At 50.7% G+C, this 15,134-nt stretch carries 10 protein-coding genes and 4 tRNA genes; all 14 read left to right on the top strand.

What is annotated here, in order from left to right:
- The 14 genes from glyS (at position 1) to AC15IQ_RS12580 (ending at position 14,953) form a co-directional block, all read left to right on the top strand.
- Positions 1-2,073, top strand: a complete 2,073-nt coding sequence (gene glyS / locus AC15IQ_RS12515; RefSeq protein WP_483179486.1) for a glycine--tRNA ligase subunit beta — start codon at positions 1-3, stop codon at positions 2,071-2,073.
- 95 nt (positions 2,074-2,168) lie between these two features.
- Entirely contained in the window at positions 2,169-2,819 is a 651-nt protein-coding gene (gene ccpN / locus AC15IQ_RS12520; RefSeq protein WP_483179487.1) for a transcriptional regulator CcpN, read from the top strand.
- A gap of 3 nt (positions 2,820-2,822) precedes the next feature.
- The gene (locus AC15IQ_RS12525; RefSeq protein WP_483179488.1) at positions 2,823-3,644 is read left to right on the top strand and encodes a pyruvate, water dikinase regulatory protein; all 822 of its coding nucleotides are present in this window, start codon (positions 2,823-2,825) and stop codon (positions 3,642-3,644) included.
- A 34-nt stretch (positions 3,645-3,678) separates the two neighbouring features.
- Positions 3,679-6,330 carry a pyruvate, phosphate dikinase gene (ppdK, locus tag AC15IQ_RS12530; protein ID WP_483179489.1) on the top strand — a complete coding sequence of 884 codons (2,652 nt, stop codon included), beginning with the start codon at positions 3,679-3,681 and terminating at the stop codon, positions 6,328-6,330.
- 145 nt (positions 6,331-6,475) lie between these two features.
- Positions 6,476-6,814 carry a glutaredoxin family protein gene (locus AC15IQ_RS12535; RefSeq protein WP_483179490.1) on the top strand — a complete coding sequence of 113 codons (339 nt, stop codon included), beginning with the start codon at positions 6,476-6,478 and terminating at the stop codon, positions 6,812-6,814.
- Between the two features lie 556 nt (positions 6,815-7,370).
- Positions 7,371-8,450, top strand: coding sequence for a deoxyguanosinetriphosphate triphosphohydrolase (locus AC15IQ_RS12540; protein WP_483179491.1), 1,080 nt, complete (start codon positions 7,371-7,373; stop codon positions 8,448-8,450).
- Positions 8,451-8,491: 41 nt separating this feature from the next.
- Positions 8,492-10,300, top strand: a complete 1,809-nt coding sequence (gene dnaG, locus AC15IQ_RS12545) for a DNA primase (protein ID WP_483179492.1) — start codon at positions 8,492-8,494, stop codon at positions 10,298-10,300.
- Positions 10,297-11,379 carry an RNA polymerase sigma factor RpoD gene (gene rpoD, locus AC15IQ_RS12550; protein WP_483179493.1) on the top strand — a complete coding sequence of 361 codons (1,083 nt, stop codon included), beginning with the start codon at positions 10,297-10,299 and terminating at the stop codon, positions 11,377-11,379. Before dnaG ends, rpoD begins: the two co-directional genes overlap by 4 nt.
- A gap of 60 nt (positions 11,380-11,439) precedes the next feature.
- A tRNA-Asn gene (locus AC15IQ_RS12555) sits at positions 11,440-11,514 on the top strand.
- Between the two features lie 156 nt (positions 11,515-11,670).
- A tRNA-Ile gene (locus tag AC15IQ_RS12560) sits at positions 11,671-11,746 on the top strand.
- A 109-nt stretch (positions 11,747-11,855) separates the two neighbouring features.
- A tRNA-Glu gene (locus tag AC15IQ_RS12565) sits at positions 11,856-11,930 on the top strand.
- A tRNA-Val gene (locus AC15IQ_RS12570) sits at positions 11,931-12,006 on the top strand.
- Positions 12,007-12,305: 299 nt separating this feature from the next.
- Positions 12,306-13,613: a hexokinase family protein gene (locus AC15IQ_RS12575; protein ID WP_483179494.1), complete on the top strand. Its 1,308-nt coding sequence runs from the start codon at positions 12,306-12,308 to the stop codon at positions 13,611-13,613.
- A gap of 23 nt (positions 13,614-13,636) precedes the next feature.
- A complete protein-coding gene (locus AC15IQ_RS12580) occupies positions 13,637-14,953 on the top strand; it encodes a CCA tRNA nucleotidyltransferase (protein ID WP_483179495.1) in 1,317 nt (438 codons plus the stop codon).
- Positions 14,954-15,134 lie beyond the last annotated feature (181 nt).

Raw genomic sequence — 15,134 nt, forward strand, 5'->3', positions numbered from 1 at the left:
ATGAACCGTGATCTTTTATTGGAAATCGGAGTGGAAGAGATCCCCTCCGCATATATGGCCCAGGCATTGGAAGATCTGCACCGCCTGGCGAAAAAAAACCTGGCAGAAAGCCGCCTCACGCATGGGGAAATCAAGACTATGGGTACTCCACGCCGATTGGTACTATTAATTCCCGAATTGGCCGAGATGCAGAGCGATGCGGTGATTCAAAACCGCGGGCCGCGGAAAAGTGCAGCTTTTGATCAGTCAGGAAACCCCACCAAAGCCGGGCTGGGATTCGCGCGTTCCCAGGGCCTGGATATAAATGAGCTGACCACTGTGGATGTGGACGGAGTGGAATATGTGGCTGCGGTGCGACGGGAGGTAGGCAAAGCCGCCACGGAGATACTGCCTCAGCTGCTGGCCGATATCATCCAGGCCATACCCTTTCCGCGTTCCATGCGCTGGGGCTATTACCAGACCCGGTTTGCCCGCCCCATCCGCTGGTTGTTGTGCCTATTAAATGAAGAAGTGATCCCGGTGACCATCGAGAATATTAATAGTGACCGGCGCACTTACGGACACCGCTTCCTTTCCCGGGGCACCCTGGAAGTTAAGAACGTGTCCGACTATTTTGCGATATTGGAAGCCGACTATGTCATTCTCGATCAAAACCGGCGCAGCCAGATGATCTGGCAGCAGGTCAAAGAGGTAGCCAGGGCGGCTGGCGGCACTCCTATGGAGAATGCCGACTTGCTGGAGGAAGTAAATTACCTGGTGGAATACCCCACCGCATTTTGGGGAGCATTCTCTCCGGCTTATCTGGATGTCCCTCCCGAGGTCCTAACCACCTCTATGATCGAACACCAGCGTTATTTCCCGGTGTTTGATGATGAGGGGCGCTTGCGGCCCGGATTTATTGGAGTCAGAAACGGTACCGACTTTGACCTGGAGACGGTTGTCGCTGGTAATCAAAGGGTCTTAAAAGCCCGCCTGGAAGATGCCCTGTTCTTCTGGCGTGAAGATACCAAGAAACCTATAGAGGAGTTCGTTCCCGGTCTCTCCAATGTGATGTTCCATGAGCGCCTGGGAAGTGTCCTTGACAAAGTAGGCCGGCTGCAAGCCCTGGCAGTATTCTGCGGAGCTGAGGCCAAGTTGAGCAGTCCCGATAGGCTAGAACGGGCCGCCTACCTGTGCAAAGCCGATCTGCTCACTAGCATGGTTTATGAGTTCCCCGAACTGCAAGGGGTGATGGGCCGCTATTACGCAATCTTGAGCAAGGAGGAAAGTGAGGTGGCCGATGCCATTCTGGAGCATTATCTGCCCCGTTTTTCCGGAGACCGCCTGCCTGGCAGTGAAACTGGTATTGCAGTCAGCCTGGCCGAGAAGCTAGATAACCTGGTGGCCTTTTTCGCCCTCAATATCAAACCTACCGGTTCACAGGACCCGTATGCGCTGCGCCGTCAGGCCATCGGCCTGGTCAATATCATCATTGATAGAGGTTTGAAATTAGACCTGACCAGACTCATAAAACGGGCTTACCAGGGGCTACAGGCATTCAAACTGGGGAATAGTAGTGAACAGACCACCACCGAACTGATGGACTTCATTCTGCACCGGATGCGTGGTGTTCTGTTGGAAAAAGGCTTTTCATATGATGTTATTGACACCGTTCTGGCAGTGCCCAACCCCGATCTGTACGACATCTGGACCCGGGTGAATTTAATTCAGGCCATTAGGGCAGAGGGCTTTTTCAATGATATGATGGTGGTCTTCAACCGTGCCCACAACCTTTCCCGCAAGGCAGATGCAGCATCCTCGGTTGATTACCAGAGTCTGGTCGATGACAGCGAAATTGCTCTTTACCAGCAATTGCAGGCGTTAAACGGCGAATTTGCCGAGGCTTTGCAGCAAGGCCAATACCAGTCGGCATTGCAGATCATTGCCGGACTTCGCCCTGCTGTGGATCGGTTTTTCGAAGCAGTCATGGTTATGGTGGATGACGACCAATTACGCCAGGCCAGATTGGGCTTGCTTGGGGGAATTGCCAGGATGTGTCAGCAAGTGGGGGATTTCACAAAAATAGTGCAATAAATAGAGTCTATTAACAGGATTTTTTTCTTTGATATAGTATATATAATTTATGTCGTAAAACCCAAACAGTATAGCATAATTGGATGGTGTACCGTATGGAATTGAATGAGAGACAAGAAAAAATCCTGCAGATTGTCAAGGAGCATGAACCGATTACGGGGGAAAGAATAGCTGAGATCCTTTCGGTGACCCGGGCCGCACTGCGCCCTGACCTGGCGGTTTTGACTATGTCAGGCTTCCTGGAGGCCAAGCCCCGGGTTGGTTACACCTATAAGACAGAAGGGGTCGAAAATGAGATGCGCAAGATACTCAATCAGTACCGGGTCAGAGACATTCAGTCCCGACCGGTGGTAATGAAGGAGACCTGCAGCATCTATGATGCCATTGTAACCCTGTTTATCGAAGATACCGGTACCATTTTTATCGTGGATAATGCCAATTTTCTGACCGGTGTAGTGTCGCGCAAGGATTTCTTGAAATCCACGCTCGGTCAGGCGGATATCCACAAGATGCCGGTGAGTGTGATAATGACCCGTATGCCCAATATCATTACTACCACTATGGATGAGACCGTGGTTAATGCTATTAAAAAAATCGTTGAACAAGAAATTGATAGTATGCCGGTGGTCAAGTGTTTCATAAATAATGAAGGTGAAGAAAAACTGGAAGTAGTAGGAAAAATATCCAAAACCAATATCGCCAGGTTGTTCCTCGACCTGGCCGGTAAGCAACGTGAGGGGGGGTAAACTTTGGTAAATCATTTGCCAGGGGTTTACATAGTATCGGATTCAATCGGAGAGACAGCCGAGATGGTGGTTAGGGCCGCCGCCAGCCAGTTCAATTCAGGCAGCATGGAGATCAGGCGGGTTCCCAACATATCAGACTGCGACACTCTTGATGAAGTGGTCCATCAGGCTGCCAGCAACCAGTATTTGGTGGCCTATACCCTGGTGGTTGACGAATTGGCTGCACACCTCCGCCAAGAGGCCCAGCGTTACGGAGTGACCTGTGTGGATATCCTGGGCCCAATGATAGATGCTTTCAAGCAGATCAGCCACATAATGCCCAGAAGGGAACCCGGGCTGTTGCGTAAAGTAGATGAGATGTACTACCGGCGCATAGAGGCGGTGGAGTTTGCGGTCCGCTATGATGACGGCAAGGATCCGCGCGGCATCGAATTGGCGGACATTGTCCTGGTCGGAGTGTCACGTACCTCCAAGACCCCGCTCTCCATGTATCTGGCGCATAAGCGCATCAAAGTGGCCAATGTGCCACTGGTTCCGGAGGTCAATCCACCGGAAGAACTGTACCGAGCAGAGAAGGGCAAGGTTATTGGCTTGACCATAAATCATGAGCAATTGAACCACATCCGTACCGAGCGCTTGAAGACCTTAGGTTTAAAAGGGCAGGCCAACTATGCCCATCCCATCCGCATCGATGAGGAGTTGGACTTCTCCAACCGTATCATGAGGAAATTGGGATGCCCGGTGATAGATGTGACCAATCGCGCCGTGGAAGAGACGGCCAGTAAAATTTTGGAGATTTACTATCGCAGAATAAGCAATATTTAACATAAGAGGAATTTATCATTTGGGAGGGTCAGTAATGTCTGACAAAAAGTATATCTACCTGTTTGAAGAAGGCAAATCGGACATGCGAATGATTCTGGGGGGCAAAGGGGCCAACCTGGCTGAAATGACCTTAATCGGCCTGCCGGTGCCGCCCGGTTTTACCATCACTGCCGAGGCCTGCAACGAATACTCGGCCGCAGGAGAGCAATTGCCCGCAGGCTTGCTGGATGATGCCTATCAGGCGATGAGAACACTGGAACAGAAGACCGGTAAAATATTCGGCAGCAGGGAAAACCCCCTCCTGGTTTCGGTGCGTTCCGGAGCGGCGGTATCGATGCCGGGCATGATGGACACCATCCTTAACCTGGGCTTGAATGACCAAACCGTGCAGGGTTTGGCGGCATTGACCGGAGACATGCGCTTTGCCTATGATTGTTACCGACGCTTCATACAAATGTTCAGCAACGTGGTTCTGGATGTCGAGCATCATCTGTTTGATAATATCGTGGACAAGTACAAGCGTAAACTGAGCCTGATATTCGACTATGAGATACCTGCGGTTGAATTGCAGGGGATAATAAATGATTATAAAAACCTGATCAGGATGGAGAAGGGCTTTGATTTCCCTCAGGATGCCAATGAGCAATTGTCCCGGGCCATAGAAGCGGTATTTAAATCCTGGAACAACCAGCGTGCCATCATTTACCGCCGTCTCAACAAGATCCCTGATTCTCTGGGAACAGCTGTGAACATTCAGAGCATGGCCTTCGGCAATATGGGTTTAGACTGCGGTACCGGGGTGGCTTTTACCCGCAATCCCTCCACCGGAGAACGCGAGCTGTACGGCGAATTCTTGGTCAATGCCCAGGGTGAAGACGTAGTGGCTGGAATCCGCACCCCGACTCCCATCGCCAAGCTGAAAGACGAACTGCCTGCTGTATACGATCAGTTCGTGGAAACTTGCATGAAACTGGAGCGTCATTATCGCGATATGCAGGATATAGAATTCACCGTGGAAAAAGGCAAGCTGTATATGCTGCAGACCCGCAACGGCAAGCGCACCGCCAAAGCCTCAGTGAAAATAGCAGTGGACATGGTCAACGAAGGCTTGATTTCCATTGAAGAAGCTTTGCTGCGGGTTGATGCCGAGCAGATTAATCAGCTGCTGCACCGCCAGATCGACAGCAGTTATAAGGTTGAGCCGATTGCTACCGGCCTGCCAGCATCCCCTGGCGCTGCCAGTGGCAAGGTATTATTCGATGCCGACCAGGCTCAAAAACTCGGCGAAGCCGGTGAAAAAGTGGTCCTGGTTCGCAGTGAGACTACCCCCGATGACATCCATGGCATCATTTTTGCTCAGGGCATATTGACCTCACGCGGAGGCATGACCTCACATGCCGCAGTGGTGGCACGGGGTATGGGCAAACCGTGTGTATGCGGCTGCGAGGCTATTACAATCAATACTGAGCAGGGCTGTTTTGCAGTGTCCAACTTAATGGTCAAAGAAGGGGATATAATCACCATCGACGGGGCTACCGGCAATGTTATGCTCGGTGAAGTACCCATGATCGAACCGACTCTTTCAGAGGAATTTGAAACCTTGTTAGGCTGGGCGGATGAGCATAAGAGGCTGGCAGTCCGGGCCAATGCGGACACCCCTGAAGATGCCGCCAGGGCTCGCCAGTTTGGGGCCGCCGGGATCGGCCTGTGCCGCACTGAGCATATGTTCATGGCCCAGGAGAGGCTGCCGGTAGTACAAGAGATGATTATGGCGGAGAGCCTGGCCGACCGTGAAAAGGCTTTACTCAAACTCCTGCCCTTCCAGCGCGAGGATTTCTATGGCATCTTAAAAGCCATGTCCCCATATCCCGTAACAGTTCGGCTCCTAGACCCGCCATTGCATGAATTTTTACCTGACCGCGAAGCTCTGCTGGTAGAGATCGTGGAGATGAAACATCAGGGCATAACTGACAGCCGGTTGCTGGACAAAGAGGATTTGCTGAAAAAGATACATAGCCTCTCAGAGGCCAATCCCATGCTGGGCCATCGCGGCTGCCGCCTGGGAATGACTTACCCGGAGATCTATCGTATGCAAGTAAGGGCAATATTTGAAGCCATGGTTTTGTTGAAAAATGAGAATATCCCCACCTGCGTGGAGATCGAAATACCATTGGTAATCGATCAGGCCGAACTGGTAATACTGAAAGAAGAGATTGCTTCGGTGCATCGCCAGGTGTGCGCTGAGGCCGGTCTGGAACTGGAATACATGTTGGGCACCATGCTGGAACTGCCCCGGGCTTGTGTGATGGCAGACGAACTGGCAATGGATGCGGAGTTCTTCTCCTTTGGCACCAATGACCTTACTCAGACCACGCTGGGATTCAGCCGCGACGATGCTGAAGGCAAATTCATTCCGGTTTACCTGGAAAAAAAGATATTAAAAGATAATCCCTTTGCGGTTTTAGACCGAAAAGGGGTCGGAACATTGATGAGAATCGCAGTGGAGAAAGCCCGCAAGACCCGGCCTGATATTCTAATGGGCATTTGCGGAGAGCATGGCGGGGAGCCGAGTTCAGTGGAATTCTGCCATCTAATCGGACTGGATTATGTGAGTTGTTCCCCTTACCGCATTCCGGTAGCCAGATTGGCCGCCGCACAAGCCGCCATTAACAACAAGCCGGTGTAGGGGGGACCGCAGACCTTGTGAAGACTGAACCATGCAACGGTGGCACAATACCAATCATTCATTATTCGTCCATGTTATCCTTAACCTTGCGTAGCTTTGCTGTGCATCAACTGTTAACGCAATTTAATGACGGAGGAAATGATCTGTGAAGAAAGTAGTTATGTTTACTACCCAGACTTGACCCCATTGCAAGCCGGCCAAGGAGTTCCTTGCGCAGAACAAAATAAGCTTCGTCGAAAAGGATGTCAATACTGATCTAGAGGCCCAGGCGGAATTCACCCGGCGCGGTCTGCGCGGAGTACCCTCATTTCTGATAGGGGATGACGTAGTGGTCGGACTTGATAGGAACCGCATACTGCAACTGGTTGATCACCGGGTGGTGGAGTGCTCGCAGTGTCATGCCAAACTCCGGGTTCCCACCGATCGCGGCCCAATCAAAGTGACCTGTCCCCAATGCAAGGATGTTTTTGACTGGGCTCCTTGATACGCGGCAGCGCAGTATGACTGTGGACCATTATGGAACTGTCGTACGATATCCTGACGCAATCTGGGGCCGGGCGCTGCCCGCCCGCGTATAGAATAACCCGCAATTTGGCGTAAGGGCAGGTTTCCATGCCTGCCCGTTTAATCTGAAAATGTGTACCGAGTCTGGTATCATATATAGGAAAATTCATATGATAGGTTTTATAAGGTTGGCAGTCTTTGCAAAGCACTGGTCTGGGACGAGATAAAACGCACAGTTCAACTGTGAACACGGAAGGATAAAAGCCTGGGAGATATTAAATATTTTCCGGGCTTTTGTATTTTCAATTCAGGAGAGAAAAAAATATGGAATGGTGTCATTACTTATAGCTGGAATTGTAAAATCGTTTGGGCTGTGAGCCTGAAGTTGTCTGAGCCACGCCCTGCCAGATTCAGGTCATCGGGTGACAAGCAGAGAAACCGCCTCTGTCGCACGGTGTCGCATTGATTAAAGGATTAGCCTGGGTGGTTGTAGTAATAGTAAAGACAGGGTATGGAGAGATTTAAACAGGAGGTGGATGGTGTTGATACGTCAGGAAATAGAAGCGCGGGAAAGAGACTGGTTGGGGTCACATGCTACACTGGCGGTTAATTCGCAGGGGCGGATGCGAAGTGAAGCTCCTGATCCGATTCGAACCTGTTTCATGGTGGATCGCGACCGGGTAGTCCATTCTAAGTCGTTTCGCCGCCTCAAACATAAGACCCAGGTGTTCATTGCACCTCGGGGAGATCACTACCGCAGCCGTCTGACCCATACCCTGGAAGTCAACCAGATCGCCAAAACCATTGGAGCGGGATTAAACCTCAATGTGGATTTGATCGAGGCTACAGCACTGGCCCACGATGTGGGACATACCCCATTCGCCCACGCCGGGGAAGAAATCCTTGACCAGCTGCTGCCCGGAGGATTCCGCCACAACGAGAACAGCATCCGTGTTTTGACCAGGGTGGAACAACACCGTCTGGGACCGGGATTAAACCTGTCCGCTGAGGTCTTAGACGGGGTTTTGCATCACAGTGGTTATGGCACGCAGGGACACCTGGCCCAGACTGCAGAGGGACGGGTCATACGCCTTAGCGATAAAATCGCTTATGTACAGCACGATATTGATGATAGCATTCGCGGTGGGTTGCTGCGCCTGGAGGAACTGCCGAGGCAGTATATCGATGTCTTAGGGGAGAGCCACAGCCAGCGCATCGCCACGCTGGTTATCGACACCATAGAATACAGCCGCAGCAAACTAAAGGCCGGAGAGGTGCCGGCAATTGAGCCTTCGCCGCCGGTTGAAGCCGCACTTAAAGGCTTAAGAGAATTTATGTTTGAGGCCATTTATAACGGTCCGGTCTGCCAGGCGGAGCGCAGACGGGCCAGCTTTGTGATCGAGCACCTATTCAATTATTTTCGGAAAAACCCCCAACGCATGACTCCATTGTATTTGGAAATTGCCGAACAGGAAGGATTGGAAAGGGCGGTTGCGGACTACATCGCCGGTATGAGCGACGAGTATTGCATCGGCATTTTCGAAAACGTTTATATCCCCCAATCCCTGGTGCCGGAACAGTTTCCAATAATACACCGAGATGAGGTTGACAAATAGTCTGGGTCAAATTTCGCTAAAATCAGGCAGGATTTTGCAAGTTGAAAGAGAATAAAGGTGAAACTATGGGTGCTTATTATGATGATAATACACTGGCGGAGATAAACCACCGCGTGGATATATTAGATGTGGTCGCAGACACTGTGAAATTAACCCGCAAAGGCGATCGCTACTGGGGGCTGTGCCCGTTCCATGCTGAGAAAACTCCATCCTTCAGTGTGACCCCGGGAAAAAACATGTTTTATTGCTTCGGCTGCCACGCCGGCGGTAATTTGTTTACATATATTATGAAACGGGATGGTATGGATTTTCCTGAAGCAGTGCAAATGCTGGCCAGCCGCGCCGGTATCCAACTCCACCACACTCAGGTCAACAAAGCAGTTGACCGGTTTAGGAGAGTGGTAGAGGTGAATAAGGCGGCTGCATCCTGGTTTCAAGGCATCCTGGAAGAAGATCCTGCTGCGACTAAAGCACGGCAATATTTAGCCAAACGGCATCTGAAAGAAGACACCATCAAACGTTTTCAGCTTGGCTATTCCCCCAATGAATGGAACCGGATCTCCAATTATTTGTTGGGAAAAGGTTTTGATCTGGAATGGGTGAAAGAATCCGGGTTGATTAAACGCAGTAAGAATGGAGATGCTTATTATGATCTATTCAGGGATCGAGTGATTTTCCCGATATTTGATTATCAGGGCAGCATCGTGGGTTTCGGGGGCCGCACGGTGGAGGAAGCCTTGCCCAAATATCTCAATACCCCGGAAACCGAGGTTTATGTTAAACGAAACCACTTATTTGGGCTGTACCAGGCTCGCGAAACCATACGCAAGAGCAATCAGGCCATCCTGGTGGAAGGCTACATGGATTGCTTGAAGCTGCACCAGCATGACATACAGAATGCGGTGGCATCATTAGGCACCGCTTTAACCAGGGAGCAAGCCTTGCTCTTAAGGCGCTATAGCGAAAACATACTGGTCTTATACGATGGAGATGAAGCCGGTCAGAGAGAAACCTTGCGAGCTGTGGAAATCTTGGCCGAACAGGGCTTGAATGTGGAAGTCCTGACCCTGCCAGGGGGCCTTGATCCTGACGACTATCTGGATCAATACGGAAAAGAGGAATTCCTACAATATATCCAGAATAATAGAGTGAGTTATATAGAATTCAAGGTGAAAAGATCAATAGCTGCTGAAAATTCCCTGAATTTGCAAGCTAAAATCAGAGTGATCAATGCAGTCAAACCGGATATTGGACGATTGGAAAGTACCATTTTGCGTGATAATTATGTGAAGATGCTTTCCAGATTATTAAAGATTGAAGAAAACTTGATATTGAAAGAGATTGAGAGCAATATCGGGCAGAGAATGCAGCATCCCAAGAATAAAAGTCCAGTTAACAGGGATAATATACAGTACGGTAATTATAGTATGGAAGAGAAAATACTGGCAAACATGCTGCAAAATTCGGATATTGCGGATACCATAGCATCACAGATCGGAGTTCAATGCTTTACTTCCAGGCATTACAACCGCCTGGCTGCAATATGCTATGAAATGGGTGGCGATTTGCAGGCTAATCCTGTAGCTTGGCAGCAGGCTGTCCAGAAAGAAGGATTAGAAGCATTGTTGGCCAGACTGGAAAGCAGATGGCATGAAGGAATTCGCATAAATGATGCCGAATTATGGTATTTTATCCGCAGTGTACAGCGGGGGCGTCAAAAGGCCAAATGGAGGAAATTGCATCAACGGTTGGATCAACTTCGCAATGACGGAGGGTTTCATTCTGTTCTGCGTTTAATATTAGATCTTGATACATTCCTACACCAGACCCGGGAAGGGGGGATACAATGAAAATGGACAGAAAATTAGCAGAAGCGGTTGGTGTTCTGGCCGAAAAAGGGAAAAAGAAAAAGAATCTAACCTATGATGAAATCATCGACGACTTGCAGGGCTTTAACCTGGAGTCTGACAGTATGGATGACATCCTAGAACACCTCCAATCTCTGGGTATTGGTGTGGGAACCGACTCGGAGCTGGAAGGCGAAGAAGAACTGGAAGGCGAGAGCCTGGAAACCGAAGAAATCACAGTGCCTGACGGTATTGAGATAGATGACCCGGTGCGTATGTACCTCAAGGAAATCGGCCGCGTGAGGCTGTTGTTGGCGGAAGAGGAAATCGACCTGGCCCAACGTATTGAGGCCAGCGATGAAGATGCCAAGCGGCAGTTGGTAGAAGCTAACCTCAGGCTGGTAGTTAGTATCGCCAAGCGCTACGTAGGCCGGGGCATGCTTTTCCTGGATCTTATTCAGGAAGGCAACCTGGGATTGATGAAAGCGGTTGAGAAATTTGACTACCGCAAAGGCTATAAATTCAGTACTTATGCTACCTGGTGGATCAGGCAGGCCATAACCAGGGCCATCGCTGACCAGGCTCGTACCATAAGGATCCCGGTACACATGGTGGAAACCATAAACAAACTCTCCCGGGTGCAACGCAACCTGTTGCAGACCCTGGGCCGGGAACCCACCCCGCTGGAAGTGGCGGATGAGATGGATATTCCGGTAGATCGGGTGATCGAAATCATGAAAGTCGCCCAGGAACCGGTTTCATTGGAAACGCCCATAGGAGAAGAAGATGATAGTCATCTGGGTGATTTTATCACTGATGAAGACGCTGAATCCCCAGAAGAATCAGCCTCCTTCGTACTGTTGCGCGAGCACCTGGACGGCATTTTAAATACTCTTACCGACCGTGAAGAAAAGGTGTTGCGACTTCGTTTCGGCCTGGATGACGGGCGCCCCCGTACACTGGAAGAGGTTGGGCAGGAATTCGGGGTAACCCGTGAACGCATCCGGCAGATCGAAGCCAAGGCTTTGCGTAAGCTCAGACATCCGTCGCGCAGCAAAAAGCTGAAAGACTACATCGAATAGATCTTGTCTTTCGGTTGACAACTGCCTTGCAGCAATATATAATAATTCCTGTTGGGATGGTCCTCGATAGCTCAACGGTAGAGCATCCGGCTGTTAACCGGAGGGTTGTAGGTTCGAATCCTACTCGGGGAGCCAAAGAATACTACAGGCGGCTACCAAAAAGGGAACCGCCTTTTGTATGCCCTTGACGGTTTAAGGGAAAGCTTAAAAATCGGCACCAGAATACGATTATTTTCCTTGACCTTTGATAGGATATTTTATATACTAACTCTTGCGGGGTTGCCGCACCACGGGCCTATAGCTCAGTTGGTAGAGCTACCGGCTCATAACCGGTTGGTCCCAGGTTCGAGTCCTGGTAGGCCCACCATATTCAGTAATCAGAGATCAGAGGGCGGAAGTCGGATTTATTTCAACCATCACCGCAACAAACAGGTAATTTTTTTGCTATCCGACATCCGTCGTCCGACATCTGCTAAGGCCCCTTGGTCAAGCGGTTAAGACACCGGCCTTTCACGCCGGTAACAGGGGTTCGAGTCCCCTAGGGGTCACCAGGGCGATTAGCTCAGTTGGGAGAGCACCTGCCTTACAAGCAGGGGGTCGGCAGTTCGAGCCTGTCATCGCCCACCATAGAGAGCTAGAAGAGCTGCGAGTATTCGCAGTTCTTTTTTTTGTCCGCCCATCTGTATTCTGGACTGTGCCACCCAATATGTATAGAATTGATTCAAGCCACTAGTGAAGCCCATGGGAGATATTTTAAGTTAATGCCAGGCGTGATATGGGATAATGGATGTAGATACCTGGCTGGCTAATATCACCCTGGCTTCTGGTTATGATCAAACCCGGGCTTTTATCACAGAATAAAGGCAGAGCCTGCCCGAGCGTCTAGGTAAGAGCTGACACCGCCAATATATTCACAAGGAGTAAAGATGCAGGCAAAGATAATCAAGGAAATATGTGCATCTTTCGGCACCGCTTCAGTGCCGGGGATTGCCAGGGCTTTTGCAGCAGAACTGGACCTGGCCTTGAACCATAAGCCCAGTTCGCTGAAGATTCTGCCATCATTCCTGTCCCGATCCAGCGGTCAGGAGCAGGGCAAGTACATCGCGGTTGACTTTGGCGGCACCAATATTCGAGTAATGGCGGTTAATCTTCTCGGTCAGGGACATTTCCAGGTTTCTGCCCAGATCAGCCGCCCCCTGGCTGATGACAAATTGGGTTATGATCTGACCAGGGCTTCGGCTACCGGGAGGGACCTGTTTGATTTCGTGGCCGCGTTGGTGGAAGCTGTTGCGATTCCGGGAGAGGACTGCGCTTTGGGACTGACCTTTTCCTATCCTATGCATCAGCAGGCGATAGATCGGGCCACGCTCCTGGAGTGGACCAAAGAGATCGAGACCAGTGCTACCGTAGGCCGGGATATAAAAGGCCTCTTTTGCGACGGTCTGCGGAAGCGGGGCCTTAGCCATGTTGCGCCGGTTGCCATAATTAATGACACGGTAGCCGCTTGCTTGGCCGGAGCTTACTCACAACCTGCGGTATGCGCAGGGTCCATATGCGGCACCGGACATAACAGCTGCTATGTGGAGCCAGCCTTGAAAACGGCTTTGGGGCTGCCCATGGTGGTGAATACTGAGGCCGGCAACTTTTCGCTGACCGAGGACAATATCTATGATCAACGCCTGGACAGTCAAAGCATGGACCCGGGCCGGCAACTTCTGGAAAAAAAGGTCTCCGGCAAGTATATGGGCGAGCTGTTTCGTCTGGTTATAGCGGATCTGTGGGAACGGGGGCTCTTGCCTTCAACAGATAAAAGCCTCATCAGGCTGAGCCAGCCTTATACGGTGGGGTCAGAGGTGCTAAACTGGCTCAGTGCGGAAAAACCTTTGCGCAACGAACAAATAGATAATTGGCTGCATCAGCAGGGTTTAGACTTAATCAGCAATGAAGACCTCATGATCATGAGAGCGGTGGCGCAGGCCATTATTGACCGGGCTCAGCATTTGATAGCCGCCAGCTATATAGCCTTGTGCAAACCTACCGGCGCAAACGGACAGCGGCAAGCGGTGGCTGTAGATGGCAGCGTATTTCTAAAAATACCAGGGTTTATCAACGGGGTGGAGAGAATTATCAATCAGCACCTTGAAATCCCTGCTACGGTTAAGCTCATACCAGTAAGCAATGGTTCGATTTTGGGTGCGGCGTTGGCCGCAGCCCAGGTTAGCCCAAATAGTTAGAATCAGCAGTGCGGAGGCTAAATATGCAGTACATTCTTCCCCAGCATGTCGAATATGTTCTCGACCGACTTCGCAGTCAAGGATTTAAGGCCGTGGTAGTGGGCGGCGCAGTGCGCGATCTGGTCATGCAGCTCAAACCACGGGATTTTGATGTGGTCTGCACCGCGCAGCCCAGCCAAATCAAGGCTCTGTTTGAGAGATCTATCCCGTTGGGTGAAAAATATGGTACTGTCCGAGTAATGGTGCAGGAACACGGTGTGGAGGTAAGCAGCTGCCGGGGATGCCCTGGACTTGGTCTGGATTGGGAAGCGATCTTGAAAGCGGATCTGCTCTGCCGGGATTTCACCATCAATGCCATGGCTCTGGATGGTTCGGGCCGCTTATACGATCCCTGGGGAGGACAAGAAGATATAGTGCGGCGATTGATCCGGGCGCCGGAGAATCAGGCTGAGGAGCGTTTTAGCGAAGATCCGCTGCGTATACTGCGGGCAATCCGCCTGGCAACAGTGCTTGGCTACGATCTTGACCGTTCTCTGATCCCTGCCATAAGGAAATGTCTGCCGCTGTTAGAACAAGTTGCGGTCGAGCGGATAAGAGGGGAACTGGAAGCGATTCTGGTTTCTGAGCATCCGGCCCGGGGATTGCGGCTTATGGTTGCAAGCGGTGTGATGCAGGAGTGTTTTCCCGAGTTGATGGTTATGGTGGGTTTCGAACAGCACAACCCGGCCCACATCAATGATGTGTTCAACCATTCCCTGGCGGTGGTGGAAGGCGTGCCGCCTCAGTTGGAGATCAGGTTGGCAGCCCTCCTGCACGATATCGGCAAGCCGGCCACGTTTACTATGGACAGCAACGGAGTGGGCCATTTCTATCACCATCAGGAAGAGAGCCAGCGTCAGACCATACAGCTTCTCAACCGCCTCAAATTCAGCCGGGTGGTTATCGATAAGGTCAGTACCCTGGTGGGCAATCATATGTACTGGTTGAAAAGGCCTGATCGGGAGACGGTCAGCAGACTGCTTCTGCAGGTGGGCGAGGAGAACTTGCCTGATCTCTTCACCCTGCAAAAAGCAGACATTCAGGGCAGCGCTTCCTTCCATGACAGCTCTTTTATTGATCAGGCTAAGGCCATCTATCAACATATCAAGGAAAATAATATACCGATTAGTATTAAGGATCTGCAGGTGGATGGGAATGATCTGTTGGCAATGGGATATCCGCCCGACGCCAGACTGGGGCAGGCCTTACAGCACTTGCTGGATATGGTCTTAAAAGATCTAGACGAAAACAAAAGAGAGCGTCTTTTGGAGGCAGCCCGGCGGTTAATGCCGGATCTCTGACCTAGACAAACCGGAAATGGAGTATGGCGATATTTATTGGGTAGCGGGCCAGAATCGGCCCGCTTTTTGTACGCTAATGGTCCTGAGCATAATCCCGAAATTATTTAACTTAATACGAGACTATAATACTAATACTTTTGGGCGAGAAGTATTATAAACCCGGATTAGACTAGTCCTGGGT

This window comes from Syntrophomonas sp. DTU019, from assembly GCA_913757435.1.
Lineage (GTDB): Bacteria > Bacillota > Syntrophomonadia > Syntrophomonadales > Syntrophomonadaceae > DTU019.

Bases quoted from the DNA above. Each gene is read 5' to 3' on its own strand.
- rpoD (WP_483179493.1), top strand. From the start codon at position 10,297: ATGAAAATGGACAGAAAATTAGCAGAAGCGGTTGGTGTTCTGGCCGAA.
- ppdK (WP_483179489.1), top strand. From the start codon at position 3,679: ATGTCTGACAAAAAGTATATCTACCTGTTTGAAGAAGGCAAATCGGAC.
- AC15IQ_RS12540 (WP_483179491.1), top strand. From the start codon at position 7,371: ATGGTGTTGATACGTCAGGAAATAGAAGCGCGGGAAAGAGACTGGTTG.
- ccpN (WP_483179487.1), top strand. From the start codon at position 2,169: ATGGAATTGAATGAGAGACAAGAAAAAATCCTGCAGATTGTCAAGGAG.
- glyS (WP_483179486.1), top strand. From the start codon at position 1: ATGAACCGTGATCTTTTATTGGAAATCGGAGTGGAAGAGATCCCCTCC.
- AC15IQ_RS12580 (WP_483179495.1), top strand. From the start codon at position 13,637: ATGCAGTACATTCTTCCCCAGCATGTCGAATATGTTCTCGACCGACTT.
- AC15IQ_RS12575 (WP_483179494.1), top strand. From the start codon at position 12,306: ATGCAGGCAAAGATAATCAAGGAAATATGTGCATCTTTCGGCACCGCT.